This window comes from Bradyrhizobium huanghuaihaiense (assembly GCF_025200885.1).
GTDB classification, from domain to species: Bacteria; Pseudomonadota; Alphaproteobacteria; order Rhizobiales; family Xanthobacteraceae; genus Bradyrhizobium; species Bradyrhizobium huanghuaihaiense.
The window spans coordinates 175946-200750 of sequence record NZ_CP104172.1 but is presented as its reverse complement, the minus strand read 5'-3'; the positions used below and the strand labels follow the sequence as shown (position 1 = coordinate 200750).

The 24805-nt window shown below is 66.3% G+C and carries 25 protein-coding genes; 9 read left to right on the top strand and 16 right to left on the bottom strand.

Annotation, left to right across the window (positions count from 1 at the left end; all coding sequences use genetic code 11):
* The first annotated feature begins 2 nt into the window (after positions 1 to 2).
* The 3 genes from hisF (at position 3) to coaA (ending at position 2159) form a co-directional block, all read left to right on the top strand.
* The gene (hisF, locus tag N2603_RS00920; RefSeq protein WP_018646048.1) at positions 3 to 776 is read left to right on the top strand and encodes an imidazole glycerol phosphate synthase subunit HisF; all 774 of its coding nucleotides are present in this window, start codon (positions 3 to 5) and stop codon (positions 774 to 776) included.
* A gap of 78 nt (positions 777 to 854) precedes the next feature.
* Positions 855 to 1181 carry a phosphoribosyl-ATP diphosphatase gene (locus tag N2603_RS00915; RefSeq protein ID WP_260387354.1) on the top strand — a complete coding sequence of 109 codons (327 nt, stop codon included), beginning with the start codon at positions 855 to 857 and terminating at the stop codon, positions 1179 to 1181.
* A gap of 21 nt (positions 1182 to 1202) precedes the next feature.
* Positions 1203 to 2159: a type I pantothenate kinase gene (coaA, locus tag N2603_RS00910; protein WP_260387353.1), complete on the top strand. Its 957-nt coding sequence runs from the start codon at positions 1203 to 1205 to the stop codon at positions 2157 to 2159.
* Between the two features lie 250 nt (positions 2160 to 2409).
* Here coaA and N2603_RS00905 read toward each other — a convergent pair whose 3' ends face one another.
* The 3 genes from N2603_RS00905 to N2603_RS00895 form a co-directional block, all read right to left on the bottom strand.
* Positions 2410 to 4635, bottom strand: coding sequence for a PAS domain-containing hybrid sensor histidine kinase/response regulator (locus tag N2603_RS00905; RefSeq protein WP_260387352.1), 2226 nt, complete (start codon positions 4633 to 4635; stop codon positions 2410 to 2412).
* Positions 4636 to 4756: 121 nt separating this feature from the next.
* Positions 4757 to 5224, bottom strand: coding sequence for a hypothetical protein (locus N2603_RS00900; protein ID WP_018646052.1), 468 nt, complete (start codon positions 5222 to 5224; stop codon positions 4757 to 4759).
* A 112-nt stretch (positions 5225 to 5336) separates the two neighbouring features.
* Positions 5337 to 6875, bottom strand: a complete 1539-nt coding sequence (locus N2603_RS00895; RefSeq protein ID WP_260387351.1) for a YifB family Mg chelatase-like AAA ATPase — start codon at positions 6873 to 6875, stop codon at positions 5337 to 5339.
* Positions 6876 to 7101: 226 nt separating this feature from the next.
* Between N2603_RS00895 and N2603_RS00890 the strand changes: the two genes are divergently transcribed.
* Both N2603_RS00890 and N2603_RS00885 read left to right on the top strand, forming a co-directional pair.
* On the top strand, positions 7102 to 7347 hold the full coding sequence (locus tag N2603_RS00890; RefSeq protein WP_018644993.1) for a PilZ domain-containing protein: 246 nt from the start codon (positions 7102 to 7104) through the stop codon (positions 7345 to 7347).
* Positions 7348 to 7426: 79 nt separating this feature from the next.
* Positions 7427 to 8203, top strand: a complete 777-nt coding sequence (locus N2603_RS00885; RefSeq protein ID WP_260387350.1) for a tetratricopeptide repeat protein — start codon at positions 7427 to 7429, stop codon at positions 8201 to 8203.
* Positions 8204 to 8233: 30 nt separating this feature from the next.
* On the opposite strand, the gene N2603_RS00880 is transcribed toward N2603_RS00885, so the two are convergent.
* The 6 genes from N2603_RS00880 to N2603_RS00855 all read right to left on the bottom strand — a co-directional run bounded on the left by N2603_RS00880 (position 8234) and on the right by N2603_RS00855 (position 13933).
* Positions 8234 to 9526, bottom strand: a complete 1293-nt coding sequence (locus tag N2603_RS00880) for a CpaE/TadZ family protein (RefSeq protein ID WP_260387349.1) — start codon at positions 9524 to 9526, stop codon at positions 8234 to 8236.
* A complete protein-coding gene (locus N2603_RS00875; protein ID WP_260387348.1) occupies positions 9523 to 10257 on the bottom strand; it encodes a CpaD family pilus assembly protein in 735 nt (244 codons plus the stop codon). Before N2603_RS00875 ends, N2603_RS00880 begins: the two co-directional genes overlap by 4 nt.
* A gap of 40 nt (positions 10258 to 10297) precedes the next feature.
* A complete protein-coding gene (locus N2603_RS00870; protein ID WP_260387347.1) occupies positions 10298 to 11818 on the bottom strand; it encodes a type II and III secretion system protein family protein in 1521 nt (506 codons plus the stop codon).
* A gap of 10 nt (positions 11819 to 11828) precedes the next feature.
* Complete coding sequence (gene cpaB, locus N2603_RS00865; protein ID WP_260387346.1) at positions 11829 to 12641, bottom strand: Flp pilus assembly protein CpaB; 813 nt, start codon at positions 12639 to 12641, stop codon at positions 11829 to 11831.
* A 476-nt stretch (positions 12642 to 13117) separates the two neighbouring features.
* Positions 13118 to 13480 (bottom strand): BA14K family protein, encoded by a 363-nt coding sequence (locus N2603_RS00860; RefSeq protein ID WP_260387345.1) that lies wholly within the window; start codon positions 13478 to 13480, stop codon positions 13118 to 13120.
* Positions 13481 to 13522: 42 nt separating this feature from the next.
* Positions 13523 to 13933 (bottom strand): hypothetical protein, encoded by a 411-nt coding sequence (locus N2603_RS00855; protein ID WP_260387344.1) that lies wholly within the window; start codon positions 13931 to 13933, stop codon positions 13523 to 13525.
* A gap of 249 nt (positions 13934 to 14182) precedes the next feature.
* Between N2603_RS00855 and N2603_RS00850 the strand changes: the two genes are divergently transcribed.
* Positions 14183 to 15181, top strand: a complete 999-nt coding sequence (locus tag N2603_RS00850; RefSeq protein WP_260387343.1) for an AraC family transcriptional regulator — start codon at positions 14183 to 14185, stop codon at positions 15179 to 15181.
* A gap of 106 nt (positions 15182 to 15287) precedes the next feature.
* On the opposite strand, the gene gshB is transcribed toward N2603_RS00850, so the two are convergent.
* From gshB to rsmI, 3 genes are read right to left on the bottom strand one after another with little or no spacing between them, the layout of a single operon-like run.
* Positions 15288 to 16232 carry a glutathione synthase gene (gshB, locus tag N2603_RS00845; protein WP_260387342.1) on the bottom strand — a complete coding sequence of 315 codons (945 nt, stop codon included), beginning with the start codon at positions 16230 to 16232 and terminating at the stop codon, positions 15288 to 15290.
* 10 nt (positions 16233 to 16242) lie between these two features.
* Positions 16243 to 16644 (bottom strand): YraN family protein, encoded by a 402-nt coding sequence (locus tag N2603_RS00840; protein ID WP_018645003.1) that lies wholly within the window; start codon positions 16642 to 16644, stop codon positions 16243 to 16245.
* Positions 16631 to 17581: a 16S rRNA (cytidine(1402)-2'-O)-methyltransferase gene (rsmI, locus tag N2603_RS00835; RefSeq protein ID WP_260387341.1), complete on the bottom strand. Its 951-nt coding sequence runs from the start codon at positions 17579 to 17581 to the stop codon at positions 16631 to 16633. The genes N2603_RS00840 and rsmI overlap by 14 nt, the downstream gene beginning before the upstream one ends.
* A 339-nt stretch (positions 17582 to 17920) precedes the next feature.
* Here rsmI and N2603_RS00830 point away from each other — a divergent pair, with 339 nt between their 5' ends.
* Complete coding sequence (locus tag N2603_RS00830) at positions 17921 to 19156, top strand: penicillin-binding protein activator (RefSeq protein ID WP_260387340.1); 1236 nt, start codon at positions 17921 to 17923, stop codon at positions 19154 to 19156.
* A gap of 102 nt (positions 19157 to 19258) precedes the next feature.
* Here N2603_RS00830 and hemW read toward each other — a convergent pair whose 3' ends face one another.
* From hemW to rph, 3 genes are read right to left on the bottom strand one after another with little or no spacing between them, the layout of a single operon-like run.
* On the bottom strand, positions 19259 to 20413 hold the full coding sequence (gene hemW, locus N2603_RS00825) for a radical SAM family heme chaperone HemW (protein ID WP_260387339.1): 1155 nt from the start codon (positions 20411 to 20413) through the stop codon (positions 19259 to 19261).
* Positions 20400 to 21035, bottom strand: a complete 636-nt coding sequence (gene rdgB, locus N2603_RS00820; protein WP_260387338.1) for an RdgB/HAM1 family non-canonical purine NTP pyrophosphatase — start codon at positions 21033 to 21035, stop codon at positions 20400 to 20402. The genes hemW and rdgB overlap by 14 nt, the downstream gene beginning before the upstream one ends.
* Positions 21036 to 21046: 11 nt before the next feature.
* Complete coding sequence (rph, locus tag N2603_RS00815) at positions 21047 to 21760, bottom strand: ribonuclease PH (RefSeq protein ID WP_018645008.1); 714 nt, start codon at positions 21758 to 21760, stop codon at positions 21047 to 21049.
* Positions 21761 to 21941: 181 nt separating this feature from the next.
* Between rph and hrcA the strand changes: the two genes are divergently transcribed.
* Positions 21942 to 23030 carry a heat-inducible transcriptional repressor HrcA gene (hrcA, locus tag N2603_RS00810; protein WP_260387337.1) on the top strand — a complete coding sequence of 363 codons (1089 nt, stop codon included), beginning with the start codon at positions 21942 to 21944 and terminating at the stop codon, positions 23028 to 23030.
* 96 nt (positions 23031 to 23126) lie between these two features.
* Positions 23127 to 23744 (top strand): nucleotide exchange factor GrpE, encoded by a 618-nt coding sequence (gene grpE / locus N2603_RS00805; RefSeq protein WP_018645010.1) that lies wholly within the window; start codon positions 23127 to 23129, stop codon positions 23742 to 23744.
* A 119-nt stretch (positions 23745 to 23863) separates the two neighbouring features.
* Here grpE and pncA read toward each other — a convergent pair whose 3' ends face one another.
* Positions 23864 to 24586, bottom strand: coding sequence for a bifunctional nicotinamidase/pyrazinamidase (gene pncA / locus N2603_RS00800; protein WP_260387336.1), 723 nt, complete (start codon positions 24584 to 24586; stop codon positions 23864 to 23866).
* Positions 24587 to 24805 lie beyond the last annotated feature (219 nt).

Below are 24805 nucleotides of genomic sequence, written 5' to 3'. Positions count from 1 at the left end.
ACATGTTCAAGGTGCGCGTGATCCCCTGCCTCGACGTCAAGGACGGCCGTGTCGTCAAGGGCGTCAACTTCGTCGATCTGCGCGATGCCGGCGATCCCGTCGAAGCCGCGATCGCCTATGACGCCGCCGGCGCCGACGAGCTGACCTTCCTCGACATCACCGCGACCCATGAGAACCGCGGCATCATGCTGGACGTGGTCCGGCGCACGGCGGAGGCCTGCTTCATGCCCGTGACCGTCGGCGGCGGCGTGCGTGAGGTCAACGACATCAAGACGCTGCTGCGCGCCGGCGCGGACAAGGTCTCGATCAACAGCGCCGCGGTGTCGCGGCGCGAATTCGTCAAGGAAGCTGCCGAAAAATTCGGCGAGCAGTGCGTGGTGGTCGCGATCGACGCCAAGCGGGTCAAGCGCCCCGGCGGCGACCGCTGGGAGATCTTCACTCACGGTGGCCGCAACTCGACCGGCATCGATGCGATCGAATATGCCCAGGAAGTGGTCTCGCTCGGCGCCGGTGAAATCCTGCTCACCTCGATGGACCGTGACGGCACCCGGCAAGGCTTCGACATTCCGCTGACCCGGGCGATCGCCGACAGCGTTCCCGTTCCCGTGATCGCTTCGGGCGGCGTCGGCAATCTCGACCACCTCGTCGACGGTATCCGCGACGGGCACGCCACGGCCGTCCTGGCCGCCTCGATCTTCCACTTCGGGGAATTCACCATCCGCGAAGCCAAGGAGCACATGGCCCGGCGCGGGCTGCCCATGCGCCTCGATGCCTGACGACTCCGCTTCATAAAAATGCTACACCGGGCGGCGGAGAATGGCCTCCGTTGCCAAGCGTGTTTCTGAGTAAGTCCGATGCCGCGTTTCACGATCCACGATCTGGCCGAGACCATCGACGCCCGCGCCGCGGCCGGAGGCGAAGCCTCCTATACCCGCAAGCTCCTCGACAAGGGCGCCGAGCATTGCGCCAAGAAGTTCGGTGAGGAAGCAGTCGAAACCGTAATCGCAGCAGTCGAAAACGATCGCGCGCATCTGATCGCCGAGAGCGCCGATCTGCTCTATCATTTCCTTGTCTTGCTCAAGGCCCGCGGCGTAAAGCTGGAAGAGGTCGAAGCCGCGCTGGACAAGCGGACGAACATGTCAGGGTTGGAAGAGAAGGCGTCGCGCAAGAGCGGCAACTAGCCGAGGTGGAGAGGTCGCGTCATGGATATCCGCGCACCAGAGCAGCAGTATAATCCGTACCGCGTCTATACGCGCGAGGAGTGGGCGCGACTTCGCGACGATACGCCGATGACGCTGGAGCCGGGTGAGTTCGACCGGCTGCGCTCGCTGCACGATCGCCTCGACTTGCAGGAAGTCGAGGACATTTATCTTCCGCTGTCGCGCCTCTTGTCGATCTATGTCGATGCGATGCAGCGCCTGTATTACGCCGAGCGCCAGTTCCTCAACATCCGCGACCGCAAGATGCCCTATATCATAGGCGTCGCCGGCTCGGTCGCGGTCGGAAAGTCCACCACGGCCCGCGTGCTCCAGGCGCTGCTGGCGCGCTGGTCGCCGCGGCCGAAGGTCGAGCTGATCACGACGGACGGATTCCTTTACCCGAAGGCCCTGCTCGAGCAGCAAGGCATTTTGCAGAAGAAGGGCTTTCCGGAGAGCTACGACCTGCCTCTGCTGCTCAACTTCCTGTCCGACATCAAATCGGGCCGCCGCCATGTGCGCTCGCCGGTCTATTCGCATTTGACCTACGACATCGTGCCGAACGAATGGGCCGAGATCGACCAGCCGGACATCCTGATCGTCGAGGGCGTCAACGTGCTGCAGACCGGCAAGCTGCCGCGCGACGGCAAGGCGGTGCCCGTCGTCTCCGACTTCTTCGACTTCTCGGTCTATATCGACGCCGACGAGGCGGCGCTGCGGCGCTGGTACATCAAGCGCTTCCTGGCGCTGCGCGACACCGCGTTCACCAATCCAAAGTCCTACTTCAATCGGTACGCGTTGCTCTCCGACGAGGAAGCGACCGCGACCGCGACCGCGATCTGGGAGCGCACCAACCTCGCCAATCTCGAGGATAACATCCTGCCCACCCGTCCCCGCGCGACGCTGATCCTGAAGAAGGGCGCCGATCACGCGGTGGAGAGCGTGGCGCTGAGGCGGCTGTAGGTTCGGTGCCGTAGCTGCAGGCTGCGGTGCCGTAGGGTGGGCAAAGGCGCGAAGCGCCGTGCCCACGCTCTGTGCCTGCTGTCGAACGATTCGTGGGCACGCTGCGCTTTGCCCACCCTACGATATGCGCGCATGCGGCACGCCTGCCCCCACATCGTCATTGCGAGCGAAGCGAAGCAATCCAGAATCCCTCTGCGGAGGTAACCTGGATTGCTTCGCTACGCTCGCAATGACGGGGAGAGAGCAGGGACTACACCGCCAGATGCCGTGACGCGGCCAGCCCCGCCAGCGCCTCGTCGAGCTTGTCCCGATCGAGCGGCTTGATCAGAAACCCGTTCATGCCGGCCTCGAAGCAGGCGTAGCGATCCTCCACCAGCGTGTTGGCCGTCAGCGCCAGGATCGGCGTGTGCCGGCCGCCGGTCGTGGCCTCATGGGCGCGGATCCGCTTCGTCGCCTCGATGCCGTCGAGCTGCGGCATCTGGATGTCCATCAAGACGAGATCGTAGGGCGTGCCGGCCGAGCCAGCGGCCAGCCAGGATTCCAGCGCGGCTTCGCCATGGACGGCGATGACGACGCGGTGGCCAAGCTTTGTCAGCAACGAGCGCATCAACAGCGCGTTGATCTCATTGTCTTCGGCGACGAGGATCGACAGGCCTTTCGCCGGCGCAGCGCGCGTGGAGTCAGCCGGCGGTTCCGGCGCGAGGTCGGGCGAGGGGATCTCCGGCGTCAGCGTGAGGCGGGCGGCGAGCGAGGCGGCGCGCAGCGGCTTCACCAGGAAGCCGGTGAAGGCCGGCGAGAGCTTTTCATGGCGCGAGCTTGACGTCAGCAGCACCAGCCGTTGTGGCGCATGCGCGCGGGCGGCTTCGCCCAACCGGTCGGCGATGCCGGGACCGATCGCGCGATCGACCAGCACCGCGTGCCAAGAGCGTTCCGGCAGCAGCGCTTCCGCGACAGCGGCGTCCGTCACGAGGCAAGTCTGAGCGCCCCAGCGCTCCAGGCGCCGCGCGATCAGCGAGGCTTCGATGCCCTCGGCGATCACGAGGATCGACTTGCCTGTGAGGTCAGGGCTCGGGAACGTCGTCTGCCCCGCGCTTCCGTGCGACGGTGCGAGCGGCACTGCGACCTCGAAGGTCGCCCCCTTGCCCGGCTCGCTCGTCAGCGTGATGCGACCGCCCATGCGCTTGACGATGCGCTCGCTGATGGCGAGGCCAAGCCCGGTGCCGCCATAGGTGCGGGCGACACGCTCGTCGGCCTGCTCGAATTCGCGGAAGATGCGTTGCTGCGCCTCGGGCGCGATGCCGATGCCGGTGTCGCGGACCAGGAAGCTGATCTCGTTCGGCCAGATGCCGGGTTCGACGATCAGCGCGACGCCGCCGTGAGCGGTGAACTTGATGGCGTTGCCGGTGAGGTTGAGCAGCACCTGGCGCAGCCGTGCGGCGTCGCCGACGACTTCCAGCGGCAGGCGCTCGTCGACATAGGCGGCGATCTCGAGCTGCTTGGCCTGCGCACGCGGCGCCAGCAGCTCGGTGATCTCCTCGATCAGGGTCGAGAGCGCGAACGGGCGCTGCTCGAGGTCGAGCTTGCCGGCCTCGATCTTGGAATAGTCGAGCAGCTCCTCGATCAGCGCCATCAGCGCTTCGCCCGAAGTCTTCACCGCCCTCGCATAGGTCGCCTGCTCCGGCGTCAGATGGGTGTCGAGCAGGAGACCGCCCATGCCGATGATGCCGTTCAGGGGGGTGCGGATCTCGTGCGAGGCCATTGCCAGGAAGCGCGACTTGGCGCGGTTGGCGGCATCGGCCTGGTCGCGCGCCTCCGACAGCGCGCGCTCGGTCTCGGTGCGGTCGGTGACGTCGCGTCCCACGCTCTGCAGTTCGGCCGCCTGGCCGGCGTCGAGCCGGACGTAACCTTCGCGCCAGGCGATCCAGCGCGCGCCGAGCGGCGTGGTGATCCTCTGGTCGTGGATGCGCGTGCCGTTGCTTTCGCGGGCGCTGTCGCCCTGCTCCAGCACGTCGAAATCGAAGCGCGTGCCGACCAGCGCGCTGCGCGCCTGTCCGGCGAGTGCGCAATAGGCGTCGTTGGCGAAGGTGATGCGGCCCTGATGGTCGCGCAGCACGATCAGATCGCCCTGCTGCTCGAACAGGCTGCGCGCGCGCTCCTCGGCTTCCTTCAGCTCCCAATTGCGGTCGATCAGCGCCTCGTTGTGGACGGCGAGGGTGCGCAGCCGCTTGTTGACGAAGCGCAAGCGCATGCTGAGCGTGGCAAGGCCGAGGCAGGCGAGGGCGAACAGGAAGCTCGCGCCGATCGCAAAGGCGTTGGGATCGTAGCCGGACTTCTCGGCCCGGCTGCCGGCGATGAAGCCATAGGCGCCGCCGAACGTCGCCGAGAAGATCACGAAGGAACGGATCGCGAAGGCGATACGGGGATGCTGCCGCCTGAAGCGGCGCATGCGCACCTTGATCCGGAACGTCCGACCCATCGCAACCCCGACCCTTGTCCGAAACCCCACCGCCGCTGCATGCGACGATGTCGCGCCGACCTTGCGAACAGCTTGAGGCTTAGGTTCTGCCTCCAAACAAGGTTGACGAGGTGTTAACGCCTCAGAGCGAGGCGGCCTGGAACGGCCGGTGGCCGTTATGGGCACCGACGATCAGGGCCGCGGCCTCGCGCTGCGAGAACGTCCTGGAGCGCACATAGATGCGGTAATCGGCGGGGCCGTCGGTCGAGAGATAGATGACCGGGCCGCCATCGACCGGCTGCGCCGCGATGGTGACGAGGCGGTTTGCCGGATTGGCCTGGCAGGAGTCCGTCTCGGAGCCGAGACCGTCGTCCACCACCGCGAAGTCCGCAGCGTCCGCGTCGTCGGTGATCTGGACCCTGACCGTGGCCCGCGCCGGATCGTCGGTGAAGGCGACGTGGACGCCGGCTGTCCAGAACAGGGATGTCAGCTCGACGGAGGTTTCGCCGAGGGCGATGCAGGGATGCGAGACCGATCCGATCTCGCCGCGGGCAAACACCGCAGCCGCCAGCAGGGGAACAACGGAGGCCAGGATCTTGAAACGCAACATGACACTCTACTCGCCAAGCCCTTGGGGAACTGCCCTTTGGAAAACTCGTCGGGCCTTATGGTTTGCAGAGCGTAAAGGAAACTCGTTACTGCGGGGTTGATGCGCAGAATGATCAGGCGAGCTGGCGCACATCCTCCGCGAGTGCGCGGTAGGACAGCGCCTCGGCGAGATGCAGCCGGCCGATCCTGTCGGCGTGGTCGAGGTCGGCGAGCGTCCGCGCCACCCGCAGCACACGGTGATAGCCCCGCGCCGACAGCCGCATGGTCTCGGCGGCATCACGCAGCAGTTTTTGACCCTGCGCATCGGGCTTCGCGATCTCCTCCAGTACGGAGGCGGGCGCTTCGGCGTTGGTGCGGATGTTGGGCAGGCCCGCATCAGTGTAACGCGCGAGCTGGATGTCGCGCGCCGCCGCTACGCGTGCTGCGACCTCGGCCGAACCTTCGGCCGGCGGTGGCAGGATCAGGTCGGCGGCGGTCACGGCCGGCACCTCGATGCGCAGGTCGATGCGGTCCATCAGGGGACCCGAGATGCGCGACTGGTAGTCGGAGGTGCAGCGATCGATGCGGCCGCGCTTGCAGGCGTAACCGGGCTCGAAGGCGTTGCCGCAGCGGCAGGGATTCATCGCCGCGACCAGCATGAAGCGCGCAGGGTAGGTGACGCGGTGATTGGCGCGGGAGACCGAGACCTCGCCATTCTCCAGCGGCTGGCGCAGCGAATCCAGCACGCGCGGATCGAACTCCGGCAGCTCGTCGAGGAACAGCACGCCCTGATGCGCGAGCGAGATCTCGCCGGGTTTGGCGCGCATGCCGCCGCCGGTGAGCGCGGCCATGCTGGCGGAATGATGCGGCGAGCGGAACGGCCGCCGCGATGTGAGCGCGCCGCCTTCGATCTCGCCGGCGACGGAGGCGATCATCGAGACCTCGAGCAACTCGCTCGGCGATAGCGGTGGCAGGATCGACGGCAGGCGCGCGGCCAGCATCGACTTGCCGGCGCCGGGCGCGCCGATCATCAGGAGATGATGTCCGCCGGCCGCCGCGATCTCCAGCGCACGCTTGGCGCTCTCCTGGCCCTTGATGTCGCGCAGGTCGAGCTTTGAGGTGGCGGCCTCGTGCACCCTCGGCGAGGGCCGCGACAGCACCTGTGTGCCCTTGAAATGGTTGGCGATCTGGATCAGCGATTGTGCGGCGATGATCTGGATATCGGGGCTCGCCCACGCGGCTTCCGAACCGCAGGACGCCGGGCAGATCAGCCCTTCCTCGCGCTGATTGGCACCGATCGCGGCGGGAAGCACGCCGGCCACCGGTGCGATCGAGCCGTCGAGCCCGAGCTCGCCGAGCACGGTAAAACCGGTCAGCGCATCCGGCGGGATCGCGCCGATCGCTGCCATCAGGCCGAGCGCGATCGGCAGGTCGTAATGGCTGCCTTCCTTCGGCAGATCGGCGGGCGCAAGATTGACGATGATCCGCCGCGCCGGCAGCGCCAGGCCCGAGGCGATCAGCGCCGAGCGCACCCGCTCGCGCGCCTCCGACACCGCCTTGTCCGGCAGGCCGACGATGGCAAAGGCCGGCAGGCCCGGCGCGACCTGCACCTGCACGTCGACCGCGCGGGCCTCGATCCCCTCAAAGGCGACGGTAGAAACCCGTTGAACCATGCCGAACCAGCCTGCCCTCTCGCACAATCAAGGGTAGCAGGAGGCGTGGCGCTTCGCAAGAACAATACGGGAACATTTCCGGGGCCGCGGCAAGCCCTAACCAACCGTAAACGCGATCCCGACACTCCGTTTCGAATGCAAGCTTCTGTTCTCAGCACATTCCAACGAATGTCCGCTACTCCTGGGGGTGCGGGATGGGCCGTGGTCTAACGGGTGAACAGTTCAAATGCTTGCAAATCGCCGGAGAAGCGAACGTCGGGTGTGCAGCCGGCTCGCCAAGATTCATTTTGGGGCGGGCTCGCTGCCCAGGGACTGCACGATCACGGATATCTCGGACGGGGGCGTGAAGGTCGTGGCGGAATTTCTGGAAGTGCCGCCGCAATTCACCATCATCTTTGCACCCGACTATTCCCGCCAATGCCGCCTGCGCTGGCGCATCGGCTGCGAATTCGGTGCCGAATTCGTCGACTAGACCTCGACAGGTCGCGTCCTTAACGGGACTTTAGCGTTAATCGGTAAGCATCTCTGATCAGTTGCCGAGTGATCAGAGTATGCCCAAGCGTTCGTCCCTCGCCTTCCCCCCGGCGAGATTGCTGCTTCCCGCCCTCATCGCGCTTGCTCTCGGCGGCTGTCAGACGACGAGCCTCGAGGACGTCACCGGCGCGCTCGGCGGCAAGACGGAAACAGCCGGCAAGGCGGACGCCAAGTCGGACATGGACGGCTTGCGCGAGCGCTATCGCGCCAAGCCCAGCGATCCCGCCATTGCGATCGAATACGGCAAGGCGCTGCGGGACACCGGCCAGCGCGCCCAGGCGGTCGCGGTGCTCGAGCAGGCCGTGCTCGCCCATCCCAGCAACAAGGCGCTGCTCGCCGGCTACGGCCGCGCGCTCGCCGACAACGGCAATTTCCAGCAGGCGTTCGACGTGCTGGGCCGCGCGCATTCGCCCGAGGATCCCGATTGGCGGATCCTGTCGGCGCAGGGGGCGGCGCTCGATCAGCTCGGCCGCAACGAGGAAGCGCAGCAATATTACGCGACCGCCTTGAAGATCGTGCCGGACGAGCCGCAGGTTCTGTCCAATCTCGGCCTGTCCTACATGCTCCAGAACAATCTGCCGCGGGCCGAACAGGTGCTCGGCCGCGCCCATCAGCGCAATCAGAACGATGTGCGGATCCGCGCCAATCTCGCGCTCGTGCTGGGATTGCAAGGCCGCGAGGCCGAGGCTGAAATCCTCGTGAAGGCAGATTTGCCGCCGGACCAGGCCGCGGCCAAGGTCACGGCGCTGCGCCAGCTGCTGGCGAAGAAGCAGCAGCAGCGGGCCGAGAAGTAGCCCGCTCGCGGCGTTTTCTGAACGCGAAGCCTACGACGCCTTGCGATGCGGGGCGGAGCCGCGGCCCGAGCGGCCCTTCAGCTTCTTCAAGAGCGGGCCGAGCAGCGAGCGCTTCGGCTTCTTCACCTCGCCGCGCCCGGCGAGGCGGTTGGCCATGGTCTGGAACAGCTCGGTGGTGCGGTGGTTCTTGGAGACCTCCGCGATCATCTGGCCGTTATTGGCCGCGGTCGAGAACAGCTTCGAATCGAACGGGATCACCGCGATCGGCTGGCTCTCCATGGTCTTGGCGAACGCCTTGACCTCGATCTCCGCGCGCTTGTGCATGCCGACCTGGTTGATGCAGTACAGCGGCGGACGGTCGTTCGGCCGCGCCGCCTTCAGCACGCTCAGCATGTTCTTGGTGTTGCGCAGGTTGGCGAGATCGGGCTCGGCCACGATCACGATGTCGTCGGCGGTGACCAGCGCGCGCTTGGTCCAGGCGGACCATTGATGGGGAACGTCGAGCACGATGCAGGGCGTGGTCATGCGCAGCGTGTCGAACACCGCGTCGAACGCTTCGGCGCCGAAATCATAGACGCGGTCGAGGGTGGCGGGCGCAGCGAGCAGGCTGAGGCGATCGGTGCATTTGGCGAGCAGGCGCTCCATCAGCGCGGTGTCGGGGCGGTCCTGCGACAGCACCGCATTGGCGATGCCCTGCGCCGGGTCCTGATTGTAATCGAGGCCTGCGGTGCCGAAGGCGAGGTCGAGATCGATCACGACGGAATCGAGCGAAAGGTCGCGGGCGATGGTCCAGGCCACGTTGTGCGCGACGGTGGACGCGCCGACGCCGCCCTTGGCGCCTACCACCGCGATGACGCGGCCGGTGATGATGGCTTCGGACGCGGAGAACAGGCTGCAGATCGAGCGGACCACGTCGAGCGTCTCGACCGGGCCGACGACGTAATCGTTGACGCCGCGGCGCACCAGCTCGCGATAGGGCGCGGTGTCGCCGGGATTGCCGATCACGACGACGCGGGTGCCGGGATCGCAGACGCCGGCGAGATCGTCGAGACCCTCCAGGATGTCGCGGGTGCCGTCGGATTCGATCACGATGACATTCGGCGTCGGCATCGATTCATAGACTTCGATTGCCGCAGCTAAGCCGCCTTCCCTGGCGGTCAGATGCGCCTTGGCGAGCCGCCGATCCTCGCCCGCGGCGGTCACCGCCTTGAGCGTCTGGTCGGTCTCGCAAAAGGCCTGCACGGAGATGCGAGGAACCGGTGCAATGTGTTCCTCGGGGTGCCGCGGATCGTCCGCTTCTTCTTCGTCGTTGAAGCCTGTCATTTGCCTGTGTCGCTGAGTTTGGCCTTCTCGGCGTCGGGATTGGGAGTGGCGATCGGGGTGCCCTTGCGATAGCGGTCGAAGGCGACGTCACGCCGCGCGGTGTAAACCGGTGTCTCCGAACGCGGCTGCTCGAGGTCGGCGGGATTGTCGATCATCGCCGCGAGGTTGCGCTGGGTGGCGCAGCCCAGATTGAAGTACGGCCGGTTCTCGTTGTAGCCGGGGTCGAGGATGGACGGCCCGACGTCCTCCGGCCACAGCCCGCAGGGGCCGGCGACCGCGGCGATCCTGGAATAGCTGAGGCGGATGGTGGGCAGCAGGCCGGGATCCTCGGGCCGATAGGGATGCTTGACGATGGCGCGCGCCGGCACACCGCCGGATGCCAGCACCGAACGGATTTCCTGATAGGTCGCCGCCGCGGCGCGCGAATTCGCGGTATCTACAGGCACGTCGACGACGACGGAGCCGGTGCCTTCGCGCACCCAGTTCCGGGCGATGCCCGCGACGTCGGAGTGCTGCGCGTCCGAGAGGCCGCCGCGCGCCTTGCCGACGAAGATCACGATCGACTTCTTGCCTTCCTGCACCGCGATCGGGTGGCGCTGGCGATAGTCGGTCGGCACCGTCTGGGTGACGATCTCGCCGGTGGTGTTGCAGGCGCCGAGCATGACGGAGAGCCCCGTCAGCGCCAGCGCGACGCTTAAGCCGCGACGTCGATCCGCTGTCGTCTTCGTCATCGCTTGATCCCCTCTTGTCCCGGTCCCCAAACCGTTCGTTTCAGTCGATGATGAAGCCGAAATCGCCGCGATTGCCGTCGATTGGATCGACGCGCCGCGCGATGCCATAGAGGCGGTTCATGCGGCCGAGCAGCGCCGTCTGCGCGTCCGAGGCCGGCGCGAAGCCGTCGTCCGGCCGCGACAATTCCTTCTGGGCGACCGCGCGCACCACATAGGGCGTCACGATCACCATCAGCTCGGTCTCGTTGTTGACGAAGTCCTGGCTGCGGAACAGCGCGCCGATGATCGGCACCTGGTCGACGCCGGGCAGGCCGTTGATGGCCTGCTTGGTCTGCTGCTGGATCAGGCCGGCCATCGCCATCGAGCCGCCCGAGGGAATTTCCAGCGTGGTCTCGGCGCGGCGGGTCTGGATCGAGGGGATGGTGATCGAGCTGGTCGTGCCCGAGGACACCGCCTGCGTCACGGAGATGGCGTTCTGATTCGACAGCTCCGAGACCTCGGTCATCACGCGCAGGCTGATACGTCCCTCGCTGAGCACGACCGGCGTGAAGTTCAGGGAGATGCCGAACTTCTTGTAGGTGATCTGGGTGGTACAGACGTGGGTGACCGGATCGCAGGAATAGCCCGCAGGGATCGGGAATTCGCCGCCGGCGATGAAAGTGGCGGACTCGCCGGAGATCGCCGTCAGGCTCGGCTCAGCCAGCGTCCGCATCACGCCGGCGCTTTCCATCGCGCGCATCGTGGCGTTGACGGTGGCCACGCCTTTTGCGAGCCCGGTCACACCGAGTCCGTTGCTGCTGACGAGCGGGCCGCCCGAGACCGAGAACGGGTTGGAGTTGTTGAAATTCACCACCGCGGTGCCGGCGTTCAGGCTGGCGCTGAGATCGACGCCGAGCTGCTTGACGATATCGCGGCGCACTTCGCCGACGACGACCTTGAGCATCACCTGGTCGCGGCCGCGCACGACGATGTTGTTGACGACCTTCTCGGAGCCGCCGACGAGCTTTGCGGCGACGTCACCGGCCTGCTGGGCCTCGACCGGGCTCGACACCGAGCCGGTCAGCATCACGCTGTCGCCGACGCCTTCGATCTGTACGCCGGGCAGCGACTGGCGCAGCGCCGAACGCATGCCGTTGAGATCACGTTTCACCGCGATGTCGTAGGCGGCGACCTGCTGGCCGTCGGCGGTGAAGAACACGACGTTGGTCTGGCCGACCTGGCCGCCGATGATGTAGGCGCGCTGGGCCGAGCGGATCACCGCATTGGCGATCTTGGGATCGGCCACCAGCACGTCCTTGACCTCGCGCGGCAGGTCGATGACGACGGATTTGCCGACGCCAAGCGAGAGAAAACGCGTCTTCGCCGGCGCGATCGAGCCGACCGTCGACACACCGAGATCCGGCACCTGCATCGGTGCCTGGTCGCCGACCGGCGCATCTGCAGCAGCGCTGACCATGTCGGGGGCTGCGAGCAGCCCCAGCATCAGCATCGCCCCCGTCCAGAACGTGCTTGCGCGATTCCCCCGAATGCGCAGGCCCGTCCGATCATCCCCGTAGTTCATGCTATCCCCATCACTTCTGTGACGTCAGTTGCCGCACCTGCACCCCGTAACGGATCACGTTGACCCCGTCGGAACGCTTGGCCGCCTGATCCTCGACCGTGAGTTCGGTCGCGTTGACATCGACGATGCTGCGCAGCGCGAGCTGGAGCGTGCCGCCCTGGCGCGCGGCCGACAGCGTCGCGACCTGATCGGGCTTGAGCTCGAGCGTGACGGTCTTGCCGATCACGGCGGTCTGGCCGTCCTTTTCCTTCGGCGCCTGGTCGATCGCGAGCACGCGGATATTGGACAGGATGACCTCGGACACGATGAGGTCGTTGCCGGCGGTTGCGCCGCTGGGGTCGGGATTCTTCAGGCGGCGTGTCAGGACGACATCGACGCGGTCGTTCGGCAGGATGAAGCCGCCGGCGCCGGTCTCGGCGGAAATCTCGGTGGAGACGGCCCGCATGCCCGAGGGCAGGATCGCGGCCATGAAGCCGGAGCCCTCGGCCTTCACCAGCTTCTGCTCGCGGATCGGCTCGCCCTGCATCAACGGGACGCGTGCGATCGCGCCGGCGAGCTGCATCTGGGCGTCGGGCCTGGCGTCGCGGCGGATGAAGGCACTGCTCGCGGTCGCCGCCGGCCAGGACTGCCATTGCAGGTCGTCAGGCTTTACGGCCTGGCCGAGCTGGATGTCGTTCTTCGCAATGAGAACCTCGACCGTCGGCAGCTTCTCGGCGACGGGCGCGGCGGGCGCAGGCGCGTTCTGATAGCCGCTCGCCAGATACGCAGCGACGCCGCCGGCGCCCAGCGCGATGACGAGAACGACAATGCGTGCGGTGTTCATACGCTTTTACTCTTACGCGGGTCACTCGAACCGCACCTGGCGGGTTCCCCTGCGTCGATGAGTAGGGAGTAAAAGTATAAGGGTTGTTGCGAGCCCGAACGCGCCGGCCGGTCACGATGCTGGTTTTCGGCAGATGGTGAACGTGGCGTTATTCAGTCGGCCAGCGGCCCCGTAGATTCACGCATGCCGGATCGCGCGTTTGGATGAGGCGCGGGGCATCATGGTGAACGGGTGGTTAGTGGCGCGTATGTTCGAGCTGCACGACCATGGTCGTAAGATGGAAACATCACGCCACATCACCGGTGTCGTCCCGGCGAAGGCCGGGACCCATACCGCGTGATGTTTCGATTATGGGCGATAGAAGTACCAACGACGAGTCTTCGCCAAACCAAGGCCTGTGGTTATGGGTCCCGGCCTTCGCCGGGACGACGGCGGGGCGCTGCGGCTTCGAAGCCCGGCGCGACGCGCTCCAAGCCTTACTGGCAGGGATACCGCCGGCCGTCCTTGGCCGCGTATGTGTTCGATGCCGGATCGTAGGATCGGTAACGCTGGGCGCATGAGGCGGCGTGCTGCTGGGCGGCCGCGGCTTCCTGCTGCGCGGCAGCAGTGGCCGCACCGGCCGCGATAGCACCCCCGATGAGGCCGCCGACCAGTCCGCCGACACCGGCGCCGTTGTCATAGCACGGTCCGTAACGGCACCAGACCTTCTCGGTCAGCGCCGGAACTCCGCCCGTGACTCCCACGACGCTCTGCAACGGAGCGGCCATCGCGGAGGCCGAAAGCATCAGGGTGCCGGTGCCGGTCATCAAGACAACTTTCAAGACGTGATCGATGCGCATTGGGATTTCCTGTTTCATTCACGAGTTCACGGTTGGGCGGATCTACCGGCCGGCCGCATCCACGACGCGGCAGAGATTGTTGCTGATGCCTGGCGCCACCTGGCCCGGCGGCATGATGAACACCGCATCGACGCGGCTGCCTTTGCCCTCCTTGCGAACGACGACGCGCAACGTCTGCGGCCGTCCGGATCCGGTGGTCTCCTGTTGCGTGGTCAGCGTCCCCAGCGCCTTGTCTACGTTCACGTCGACAAAGCCCTCCGCCAGAACGGCGCGGGAGACCTTGTCGAGAGCGGCACCGGTCCTGACGGACGGGAAGATCATCCAGACCTTGTGGGTCGTGCCCGTCACCAACGGAACGCCGCTGCTCTGATAGTGGTCTGCGCAGCTGTCGGCCTGCGCCGGCATCGACGAAAGGGCCATGAGCGTGAGCGCGCAAATTGTTCTTGTCAGCATGCTTTCATTACCTGTTTGAGGCAGTCGGGGGGATTTAGGCCAACCGCGCCGCAAGTCCATGCACGCCGGCGCATTCGGGATGGAGGCGTTCGGATTCTGGCCTGCCCGTCGCGGCGCGATTGCGCGATCTGGATGTCTGGTGCGGCAATCGGATATCGCGCGCGGGCACCTGACCCGAATTCACCGAAATTGTGCTAGCGTGGTGATGCATCTACCGCACGAGCGGACGCCCCGAACGATGGATAGCGCATGGCCGAAGATATACTCGCCGCATCTCCCGCACGATCGGGGTCGTCGTTTCAGGCGTTGCTTGAGATGCTCCGGCCTCACGGGATCAACGCGCACTCCGCGCCGAAGCCCGACGGTTCATTCCGCTGGCAGGCGGATGTTGCAGTCGGAGCCGGCATGGACGTCGTGCGGGCGGAGCTGTCCGCAGGTTGGGACTGGCGCTATTCGTACGGCGATTCAGGCGGCGAGCTTGCGATCAGCCTGCTGAACGCCGGCAAGGCCGACATGCTCATTGCGGGAAAGAGCGTCCAGCGAACATCCTCCGAAGTGGCGGTCGTATCGCTTCCGCGATTGCAGGAGCAGAGCGTCGAAGCGGTGGACGGCAGATATTCGAGCGTCACGCTGACGTTGCACACCGATGTGGTGACCAAGGCGCTGTCTGCGACGTTCGGAAACGCGGCACTGGAAGATCTCGATCTGACGCCGAAGCTCGACTTGTCGACCAGCGCGGGGCAACTCCTTTATCAGCTCGTCCGTGCCAGTGCGGCCGGCCTGTATGACGGGATCCTGGCGCGCTCTCCGAAAGCCAGCGCCTTACTCTCGGAGGCGGCGATGCAGCTGATCCTCGAAAATGTCCCCCATCGGCTGATCGACCGCTTGAACCGCCAGCCGTTGGATGCGCCGCCGCGCCACATCAGGCGCGCTGTCGAGTACATGCGGGCCAATCTCCATCTGCCGCTGACGATCGCGGATATTGCCGGCAACGTCGGGATCAGCAGCCGGTTGCTGCAGTCAGGATTTCGCAGGATCCACGGGACGACGCCCGTCGCTTATCTGCGGCGAATTCGACTCGAGGCGATCCACGACGAGCTGTCGCGACCGGAGAATCTGCTTCCGGTCAGCGAGGTCGCATTGAAGTGGGGCTTTACCCACATGGGCCGGTTTGCTGCATCGTACCGCTCGGCATTCGGCCTGTATCCGTCAGAGACAGTCCGGCGCGCCCGGGGATTCTGCGGCTGAACGCGTAGCCCGGATGGAGCGAAGCGCGATCCGGGAACAATCCCACCACGCGCGCAGATCCCGGATTACGCTGCGCTCCATCCGCGCTACGAGAGCGGCGACGAAGCTACCTCTTCCGCTTCTGCTCGATCACGTCCCAGATCTTCGCCGCCACATCGGGGCCGCCGAGCCGTGAGATGGCGCGGATGCCGGTGGGCGAGGTCACGTTGATCTCGGTGAGATTGCCGTTGATGACGTCGATGCCGACGAACAGCAGGCCCTTCTCGCGCAGCGCCGGGCCGACGGTGGCGCAGATCTCGCGCTCGCGCGGGGTGAGCTCGGTCTCCTGCGCCGCGCCGCCGCGCACCATATTGGAGCGGAGGTCGTCGGCGGCCGGCACGCGGTTCACCGCGCCGGCGAACTCGCCGTTGACGAGGATGATGCGCTTGTCGCCGTGCTTCACCTCGGGGATGAACTGCTGGATCACCCAGGGTTCCTTGAACGTCACCGAGAACATGTCGAACAGCGAGCCAAAATTCATGTCCTGCGGCATCACGCGGAACACCGCCGCGCCGCCATGGCCGTGCAGCGGCTTCATCACGACGGCGCCGTGCTGGTCGCGGAACGCGTTGATCTCGTCGAGGTCGCGCGAGATCAGCGTCGGCGGCATCAGCTGCGGAAAGTTCATCACGAACAGTTTTTCCGGCGCGTTGCGCACCGAGGCGGGGTCGTTGACCACCAGCGTCTTCGGATGGATGCGCTCCAGGAAGTGCGTCGAGGTGATGTAGGCGAGGTCGAACGGCGGGTCCTGGCGCAGCAGCACCACGTCAAAACCGTTGAGCGCCTCGCGCTTGGGTTCGCCGAGGGTGAAATGATCGCCGGGCTCGTCGCGCACGGTCAGGAGCTGCACCGGCGCGACCAGCTCCTCGCCGACCATCGAGAGCTTGTCGGGCGTGTAATAGGACAGGCCATGGCCGCGCTTCTGCGCCTCCAAGAGCAGCGCAAAGGTGGAATCGCCCTTGATGTTGATGCGGGCGATGGGGTCCATCTGGACGGCGACGTTCAGTTTCATGGTCTGCCTTTCAGGTCGAGGCGTCGAATGCCGCCAACACATGGCGCGGAAGCGAGCGCGGCGCAATCAGCATGGCGTCGAATCGCAATTCGAATTCGGCATGCTCGGGATGCGCCACGAGCCAGCCTTGGGCGGCGTTGATGATGCGTTGCTGCTGGCGGGGCGTGACGGCGTAGGCGGCGTCATCGAGGCTGGCACGCGCCTTGACCTCGACGAAGGCGATCAGGTTACGGCGGCGCGCCACGAGGTCGATCTCGCCATGCGGCGTGCGGTAGCGCTTTGCCAGGATGCGGTAGCCCTTGGCCATGAGATAGGCGGCGGCGCGGCTTTCCGCGGAGATGCCGGTGCGGAACGCGGCGACGCGCTCGGGCGCGGCGACTTTCGGTTCCGCCGGCACTTCAGCCTTCGCCATCGCCGCCTCGCTGGTCCTTTGCGAGCTCGAGCGCGCGGGCATAGACCTCGCGGCGCGGCCGGCCCGATAGCGCGACGGCGTGCGCAACGGCATCCTTGACGCTGTTCGCGGCGAGCTGCTCGCGCAGGAGATCGTCGAGCGCATTCGATGTCAGCACCTCGGCATCGGGCGCGGGTGGAGCGATCACCAGCACGAACTCGCCGCGCGTCTCCAGGGTCGCAGCGTCGCGTGCCAGCTCATGCAGCGCTGCGCGCGAAATCTCCTCGTGCAGCTTGGTCAGTTCGCGGCAGATCGCGGCCTCGCGCGTCCCCATGATCTCGGCGAGCTCCGCCAGCGTGTCCTGCACGCGGTTGCCGGATTCGAACATCACCAGCGTCGCATCGATGTGGGCGAGCTCGGCAATGCGGCTGCGCCGCGCGGCCGATTTCGCCGGCAGAAAGCCTTCGAAGAAGAAGCGGTCGGTCGGCAGGGCCGCAACCGACAGTGCCGCCAGCACCGAGGACGGGCCGGGTAGCGCATAAACCGCGTGGCCGGCGGCGCAGACCTCGCGCACCAGCTTGAAGCCGGGATCGGAGATCAGCGGCGTGCCGGCATCCGATACCAGCGCCACCGAACCGCCCTGCGCCAGCGCCTCCAGGATCTTCGGGCGCGCGGCTTCGGCGTTGTGCTCGTGATATTGCCTGAGCGTTGCTGCGATGTCGTAGCGCTCGGTCAGGCGGCGCGTGATGCGGGTGTCCTCGCAGGCGATCACGTCGACGCCGGCAAGCGTCTGCAGCGCGCGCAAGGTGATATCGCCGAGATTGCCTATGGGGGTCGCGACCAGGTGGAGGCCCGGCGCCGCTTTCGGGGCCGGGAGCCGATGGGCATCGATGGAGAAGCCGCGTGGGGCGGCGTCTGGGTCTTCAGGCGTATTTATCGGGGCCGGCTTTGCGCGCATAATGAAGTCAACTTAGGCACGATCCCCATGGCTGGGAACTGCTCTTCGAAAAGATCGTGCCAAGGTGAGGGGCGAGGAACGGACGGGAATGTGATCGACCCAAGGTCACGTCGAGGGGGAGTGAGGGCTCCCGTGCCATATTCGCGACGGAAACGCCGCCTTGATGCTACGCGACGAACGGCGAACAGCTGGCCGGGACGGGAAGGTAGCCGCGTTAAGCGGTCATTATCCTTTTGTTTTGGTTAACTATTTGCCGACACTATGCCTGAATCCGCGGCTTGTGTCGCGGCAAAGAATGTTGTGACCGGCTGGCGAGAGCCGGCCGGAAGAGAAGCTGTCATGCTGGGCCCGCGTCATCCAAAATCTCCCGTTCCGGGGCCCCTGTCATCGGGCGCGACCCGGCGGAGCGCGCTCGGCCTGCTGCTCGGCACGCCGCTGCTGTCGGCCTGCGCCGGCGTGCAGCAGAGCCTCAGCCAGTTCTCCAATCCGTTCTCGAGCTCCTCTGCGCCGCCGGCCCAGCCGGCAGGTCCCCCGCAACAGGCGACGACCGCCGGCAGCGGCGGGGTCAAGGTTGCGGTGATCCTGCCGCTCTCGGCCGCGGGCAATGCGGGTCTCGCCGCGCAGTCCATGCGCAATGCCGCCGAGATGGCGCTGGCCGAGTTCCAGAACCCGAACATCCAGCTGCTGATCAAGGACGACAATGGCAGCCCGCAGGGCGCTCAGGCCGGCGCGCAGCAGGCTGTCGAGGAGGGCGCCGAGATCATCCTGGGGCCGCTGTTCGCGCAATCGGTGCCGGCGGTGGCGCAGGTCGCGCGCGCCCGCAACATCCCGGTGATCGCGTTCTCGACCGATTCCAGCATCGCCGGCCGTGGCGTCTATCTGCTCTCGTTCCTGCCGGAGTCCGACGTCAACCGCATCGTCGAATATTCGGCCAGCATCGGGAAGCGCTCCTTTGCCGTGCTGCTGCCCGATAACGCCTATGGCAATGTCGTCGAGGCCGCCGTGAAGGCGGCGGTGCCGCGGCGCGGCGGGCGCATCGTCGCGTTCGAGAAATACGGCGCCGATCGCGCCACCCCGGCGCGGACCGTGGCGCAGCAGCTCGGCAGCGCGGATGCGCTGTTCATTGCCGACGACGGCGATGCGGTGGTGACGGTCGCGGATGCGATGACCGCGGCGGGCGCGAATTTGCGCAACATCCAGCTGCTCGGCACCGGCCTGTGGGACAATCCGCGCGTCTATGCGAGCGCGGCGCTGCAGGGCGGCCTCTATGCCGCGCCCGATCCGGCCGGCTTCCGCGCTTTCTCCGGCCGCTACCGCACGAAGTACGGCGCGGAGCCGATCCGCACCGCGACACTCGCCTATGACGCCGTCGCGCTGGTCGCCGCGCTGGCGCGTACGCAAGGCGGCCAGCGCTTCTCCTCCGATGTGCTCACCAACCCCTCCGGCTTCGCCGGCATCGACGGCCTGTTCCGCTTCCGCGCCGACGGCACCAATGAGCGCGGCCTCGCGGTGATGAAGGTGACGACGGGTGGTGGTGTTGCGGTGGCGGGCTCGCCGAAGAGTTTTGGGGCGTAGTGGTTTCGTAGCCCGGATGGAGCGCAGCGAAATCCGGGGTTCTTTGCGCGCGGCGAGACCGTCCCGGATTACGCTTCGCTCCATCCGGGCTACGAGATCTCGTTACGCCGCGAGATCCGCAACCACCGCGTCCAGCACCGGGAATCCGCTGCTCGTCACGCGCAACCGTCCCGTCGTATCGACCGTGATCGCGCCCTCTTCGCGCAACAACGCGATGCGCTTGGGGTCGAGCGGGCGGCCCGAGAGTGCCTTGTAGCGCTCGGGGTCGATGCCTTCGGCGAGGCGCAATCCCATCAGCAAGAATTCGTCGGCGCGCTCCTCGCTGTTGAGGAGATCGTCGGTGACGACGCCGTGGCCGTTGGTCTCGACGCGCATCAGCCAGGCCTCGGGACGCTTCTCGGTGGCGGTGGCATGGCGCACGCCGTCGATGTCGAGGCGGCCATGCGCGCCGGGGCCGATGCCGGCATATTCCTCGCCGCGCCAGTAGACCAGATTGTGCCGGCACTCGGCGCCGCGTCGCGCGTGGTTGGAGATCTCGTAGGCGGGTAGCCCGAGCTTGTCGCAGGTCTCCTGCGTGACGTCGTAGAGCGCGCGCGAGACGGCTTCGTCCGGCGTCTTCAATTTGCCGGCCTGGTGCAGGCCGAAGAACGGCGTGCCTTCCTCGATCGTCAATTGATAGAGCGACAGATGTTCGGCCGCTTCACTGATCGCCAGACGCAGCTCGTCGGCCCACATCGCCGGCGTCTGGTCGGGGCGGGCGTAGATCAGGTCGAACGAATAGCGGTCGAACGAGCGGCGCGCGATGGCGACGGCATCGAGCGCCTCGCGCGCGCTGTGCATGCGGCCCAGCGCCTTCAGCGAGGCATCGTCGAGCGCCTGCACGCCGAGCGAGACGCGGTTGACGCCGGCTGAGCGATAGCCGGCAAAGCGCGTGGCTTCGACACTGGTCGGATTCGCTTCCAGCGTCACCTCGACATCGCGTGCGACGGTCCAGTGCTTGCCGATGGCATCGAGCACCGCGCCGACGGTTGAAGGCTGCATCAGCGACGGCGTGCCGCCGCCGAGAAAGATCGAGGTGACCTCGCGGCCGGGCGCGCGCTCGGCGGTCGTTGCGATCTCGCGCGCGAAGGCCGAAGCAAAGCGCGCCTCGTCGATCGCGGCGTGGCGAACATGGCTGTTGAAGTCGCAATACGGGCACTTCGACAGGCAGAACGGCCAGTGCACGTAGACGCCAAAAGCTTCCTTAGCGCGGCTCAAGGCAGATCTCCGCCAGTTTCACGAAGGCGCGGGCGCGATGCGACAGGCCGAGGCCGAGCGGCGGCAGGCCGTGCTTCTCGATGCTTTCCATCTCGCCGAAGGTGCGCGCATGACCATCAGGCAGGAACATCGGGTCGTAACCAAACCCGGCGGTGCCGCGCGGCGGCCACACCAGCGTGCCGTCGACGCGCGCCTCGACCTCTTCGAGATGATCGTCGGGCCAGGCCACGCAGAGCGCGGAGACGAAATGCGCGCTGCGCTTCGCAGGCGTGGTCGCGCCCCGTTCCTGCAGCAGCCGCTCAATCTGCGCCATCGCGGCGTTGAAATCCTTGGTCGGACCGGCCCAGCGCGCGCTGTAGATTCCGGGTGCGCCGTCGAGCGCTTCGACGACGATACCGGAATCGTCGGCGAAAGACGGAAGCTTGGTCGCGCGCGCGGCCGCGATCGCCTTGATCGTGGCATTGCTGCGGAAGTCGTTGCCGGTCTCCTCGGGCTCGTCCAGGCCGAGCTCACCGGCCGACACCGCCTCGATCCCGTACGGCGCAAGCAGCTCCTTCATCTCGGCGAGCTTGCCGGGATTGTGGGTGGCGATGACGAGCTTTCCGGTGATTCGGCGGTGCATGGGCCTATTGACTACGCGACAGCCAGTTTCTGCAAGTCCACGAGACGCGCGACGCCCTTGCGCGCCAGCGCCATCAGCGCCAGGAACTCGGCTTCCGTGAACGGCTCGCGTTCGGCGGTGCCCTGCACCTCGATGATGCGGCCATCGCCGGTCATGACGAAATTGGCGTCGGTCTGGGCTTCCGAATCCTCGGCATAGTCGAGGTCGAGCACCGGCGTGCCGTTGTAGATGCCGCAGGAGATCGCGGCGACGTTGTCGCGCATCACGTTGGCCTTGATCATGTTGCGCGCCTTCATCCAGCTGATGCAGTCGGCGAGCGCGACCCAGGCGCCGGTGATCGAGGCCGTGCGCGTGCCGCCGTCGGCCTGGAGCACGTCGCAATCGACCGTGATCTGGCGCTCGCCGAGCGCTTCGAGGTCGACGATGGTGCGAAGCGAGCGCCCGATCAGGCGCTGGATCTCGACCGTGCGGCCGCTCTGCTTGCCGGCCGAGGCCTCGCGGCGGGTGCGTTCGGAGGTCGCGCGCGGCAGCATGCCGTATTCGGCGGTGACCCAGCCGCGGCCCTGGCCCTTCAGCCACGGCGGCAGGCGGTCTTCCAGCGTAGCGGTGACCAGCACATGGGTGTCGCCGAATTTCACCAGGCACGAGCCTTCCGCATATTTGACCACGCCGCGCTCCAGCGTCACGGGGCGCAATTCGTCGGGCGCACGGCGGCTTGGCCGCATGGGAAATCCTCCAAAACTCTCGGAAAAGGGCTGTTCGCGGTGCTTGTAGGGGGGGTGAGGGTATGCGGCAAGGGGGAAGATCGGCGCTTATACGCCCCCGGTTTTCCACCCCGCAAACGCCACGCTTGTCAGAACCGTCCCGGATGGACAAATTATGAGCATCTGAGAGGAGTTACCGTCTGTGGCCCATCACGATCCGATCCATCTGATCGCGCCGCGCGCAGGCCTCGCCCAACTCAACGAGCGTTCCCGCGACATCTTTCGTCAAATTGTCGAAAGCTATCTCGCGACCGGCGAGCCGGTCGGCTCGCGCAACATTTCCCGCCTGATCGCCATGCCGCTGTCGCCGGCCTCGGTCCGCAACGTCATGGCGGACCTGGAACAGCTCGGCCTGATCTATGCCCCGCACACCTCGGCGGGCCGGTTGCCGACGGAACTCGGGCTGCGCTTCTTCGTCGACGCCCTGATGCAGGTCGGCGATCTCACCGAGGCCGAACGGCAGTCGATCCAGAGCCAGCTTGCCACGGTCGGCCAGGCCCAGTCGGTCGAGGCGGCGCTGGACCAGGCGCTGACGCGGCTGTCGGGCCTGACCCGCGCCGCGGCGGTGGTTTTGACGCCGAAATCCAATGCCCGGCTCAAGCACATCGAATTCGTCCGCCTGGAACCGGAAAAAGCGCTGGTGATCCTGGTCGGCGAGGACGGCCAGGTCGAAAACCGCGTGCTGACGCTGCCGCCGGGAGTTCCATCGTCCGCGATCACCGAAGCCGGCAATTTCCTCAATGCCCGGATTCGCGGCCGAACCCTGGCCGAGGCGCGGCTCGAGCTCGAAACCGCGCTCGGACAAGCCCGCGCCGAGCTCGATCAGCTGACACAGAAAGTGATCTCGGCCGGTATCGCCAGCTGGTCGGGCGGCGAGAGCGAGGACCGCCAGCTCATCGTCCGCGGCCACGCCAATCTGCTGGAAGATCTGCACGCGCTGGAGGATCTGGAGCGGGTGCGCCTGTTGTTCGACGATCTCGAGACCAAGCGCGGCGTGATCGACCTGCTCGGCCGCGCCGAGACCGCCGAAGGCGTGCGCATCTTCATCGGTTCGGAGAACAAGCTGTTTTCCCTGTCGGGCTCCTCCACCATCATCTCGCCGTATCGGGATGCCGCCGGCCACATCGTCGGTGTTTTGGGCGTGATCGGGCCGACGCGGCTGAATTACGCCCGCGTGATCCCGACCGTGGACTATGCCGCCCGCATCGTCAGCCGGCTTCTGGGGGGCTGACCGGCATTTGCGCCGATCACGGGCGCTTGATTTTCGCGCGCTTAGGCACGATATCCGGGCCAACAATCCCTGGAAACGAGTTCGAGATTAGAGCCGATGACCGAGCAAGACCGGCAACCCGAAGACACGACTGCAGCGACCGGCGAGCCCGTGGTGTCAAAACCCTACATCATGCCCGACGATCCCGAGCCCGGCTCGGTCGAAATGTTGCAGAAGGAAGCCGCCGAGGCGCGTGACCGCATGCTGCGGACGCTGGCCGAGATGGAGAATTTGCGCAAGCGCACCACCAAGGAGGTCGCTGACGCCCGCCTCTACGGCATCACCGGTTTTGCCCGCGACGTGCTCGACATCGCCGACAATCTCCAGCGCGCGCTCGATGCCGTTCCGGCCGAGGCCCGTGCCACCGCCGATCCCGGCCTGATCTCGCTGATCGAGGGCGTCGAGCTCACCGAGCGCTCGCTGCTCAACGCGCTGGAAAAGCACGGCGTGAAGAAGCTCGATCCGCTGGGCCAGAAGTTCGACCCGAACTTCCACCAGGCGATGTACGAGGTGCCTGATGCGTCGGTGCCGTCGGGCACCGTGGTGCAGATCATGCAGGCCGGCTACACCATCGGCGACCGCGTGCTGCGCCCGGCCCTCGTCGGTGTCGCCAAGGGCGGCGCGAAGGCCGCGCCTGCGGCGAACAACAACGAGTCGAGCGGCGCGACGAACTGAGTGTTGACGTCATTCCGGGGCGGCTCGCAGAGCCGAACCCGGAATCTCGAGGTTCTCAGGTGCGCAATTGCGCACCGGAGTTCGATGCTGCGCATCGCCCCGGAATGACTGATTGGCACCTACGCGCTCACCGCAATATCGCTCGACTGAATCCGCTTCACGCCGGCCTTGGCCATGTCGGCCCAGGCCTTTGCCAGCGAGCCCTGGGTGTCGATGCCGCGGCAGGCGTCTTCCACCACATAGACCTCGAAGCCGGCCTTGCGCGCGTCCAGCGCGGTCCAGGCGACGCAGAAATCCGTCGCAAGGCCAGCGACGAAGACGCGCTTGATCTTGCGGCCCTTCAGGTAGCCGGCGAGACCCGTCGAGGTCTTGCCGTCGGCTTCGAGGAAGGCCGAGTAGCTGTCGACGTCCTTGTGAAAGCCCTTGCGGATGATGAGCTCGGCGTGCGGGATCGACAGGTCCTTCGATAGCGCCGCACCATCGGTGCCCTGCACGCAATGGTCCGGCCACAGCACCTGCTTGCCGTAAGGAAGATCGATGGTCTCGAACGGCTTCTTGCCGGAGTGGACTGACGCAAACGACACGTGGCCGGGCGTGTGCCAGTCCTGCGTCATCACCACGTTCGAAAATGCTTTTGCGATTCTGTTGATGACGGGCACCACCTGCTCGCCTTCCTTCACCGCGAGACTGCCGCCGGGGAGGAAGCAGTTCTGCACGTCGATCACGAGCAGCGCGGACGCATCGTCCGGCTTGATCGATGCCGCTGCAGGCAGCGCGGTTGGCGCGAGGGTTGCCAGCGCCGTCGTTCCAAGCGCCGCGAGGATTTGTCGCCGATCCAGCATCGTTCGTCTCCCTCCAGGATGATCCAACGGGAGGGAAGCCTAGTTCCGTTCGTATACGAACAGAAGCCCGAAAATGCAGCCGGTATTGGTGAGGGGTTGGGCTGCCAGCCAACGCGTCGTCGTCCCGGCGAAGGCCGGGACCCATACGCCGCAACAATAGTTTTGCGAAGACTCGGAGTTACCAGCTCGCCCTGCAACTACTCCCGGTGGTTATGGGTC

What these genes read in the sequence shown, in the direction of transcription:
- hisF (WP_018646048.1), top strand. Translation starts at nt 3, where the DNA reads ATGTTCAAGGTGCGCGTGATCCCCTGCCTCGACGTCAAGGACGGCCGT.
- N2603_RS00915 (WP_260387354.1), top strand. Translation starts at nt 855, where the DNA reads ATGCCGCGTTTCACGATCCACGATCTGGCCGAGACCATCGACGCCCGC.
- coaA (WP_260387353.1), top strand. Translation starts at nt 1,203, where the DNA reads ATGGATATCCGCGCACCAGAGCAGCAGTATAATCCGTACCGCGTCTAT.
- N2603_RS00905 (WP_260387352.1), bottom strand. Translation starts at nt 4,635, where the DNA reads ATGGGTCGGACGTTCCGGATCAAGGTGCGCATGCGCCGCTTCAGGCGG.
- N2603_RS00900 (WP_018646052.1), bottom strand. Translation starts at nt 5,224, where the DNA reads ATGTTGCGTTTCAAGATCCTGGCCTCCGTTGTTCCCCTGCTGGCGGCT.
- N2603_RS00895 (WP_260387351.1), bottom strand. Translation starts at nt 6,875, where the DNA reads ATGGTTCAACGGGTTTCTACCGTCGCCTTTGAGGGGATCGAGGCCCGC.
- N2603_RS00890 (WP_018644993.1), top strand. Translation starts at nt 7,102, where the DNA reads ATGCTTGCAAATCGCCGGAGAAGCGAACGTCGGGTGTGCAGCCGGCTC.
- N2603_RS00885 (WP_260387350.1), top strand. Translation starts at nt 7,427, where the DNA reads ATGCCCAAGCGTTCGTCCCTCGCCTTCCCCCCGGCGAGATTGCTGCTT.
- N2603_RS00880 (WP_260387349.1), bottom strand. Translation starts at nt 9,526, where the DNA reads ATGACAGGCTTCAACGACGAAGAAGAAGCGGACGATCCGCGGCACCCC.
- N2603_RS00875 (WP_260387348.1), bottom strand. Translation starts at nt 10,257, where the DNA reads ATGACGAAGACGACAGCGGATCGACGTCGCGGCTTAAGCGTCGCGCTG.
- N2603_RS00870 (WP_260387347.1), bottom strand. Translation starts at nt 11,818, where the DNA reads ATGAACTACGGGGATGATCGGACGGGCCTGCGCATTCGGGGGAATCGC.
- cpaB (WP_260387346.1), bottom strand. Translation starts at nt 12,641, where the DNA reads ATGAACACCGCACGCATTGTCGTTCTCGTCATCGCGCTGGGCGCCGGC.
- N2603_RS00860 (WP_260387345.1), bottom strand. Translation starts at nt 13,480, where the DNA reads ATGCGCATCGATCACGTCTTGAAAGTTGTCTTGATGACCGGCACCGGC.
- N2603_RS00855 (WP_260387344.1), bottom strand. Translation starts at nt 13,933, where the DNA reads ATGCTGACAAGAACAATTTGCGCGCTCACGCTCATGGCCCTTTCGTCG.
- N2603_RS00850 (WP_260387343.1), top strand. Translation starts at nt 14,183, where the DNA reads ATGGCCGAAGATATACTCGCCGCATCTCCCGCACGATCGGGGTCGTCG.
- gshB (WP_260387342.1), bottom strand. Translation starts at nt 16,232, where the DNA reads ATGAAACTGAACGTCGCCGTCCAGATGGACCCCATCGCCCGCATCAAC.
- N2603_RS00840 (WP_018645003.1), bottom strand. Translation starts at nt 16,644, where the DNA reads ATGGCGAAGGCTGAAGTGCCGGCGGAACCGAAAGTCGCCGCGCCCGAG.
- rsmI (WP_260387341.1), bottom strand. Translation starts at nt 17,581, where the DNA reads ATGCGCGCAAAGCCGGCCCCGATAAATACGCCTGAAGACCCAGACGCC.
- N2603_RS00830 (WP_260387340.1), top strand. Translation starts at nt 17,921, where the DNA reads ATGCTGGGCCCGCGTCATCCAAAATCTCCCGTTCCGGGGCCCCTGTCA.
- rdgB (WP_260387338.1), bottom strand. Translation starts at nt 21,035, where the DNA reads ATGCACCGCCGAATCACCGGAAAGCTCGTCATCGCCACCCACAATCCC.
- rph (WP_018645008.1), bottom strand. Translation starts at nt 21,760, where the DNA reads ATGCGGCCAAGCCGCCGTGCGCCCGACGAATTGCGCCCCGTGACGCTG.
- grpE (WP_018645010.1), top strand. Translation starts at nt 23,127, where the DNA reads ATGACCGAGCAAGACCGGCAACCCGAAGACACGACTGCAGCGACCGGC.
- pncA (WP_260387336.1), bottom strand. Translation starts at nt 24,586, where the DNA reads ATGCTGGATCGGCGACAAATCCTCGCGGCGCTTGGAACGACGGCGCTG.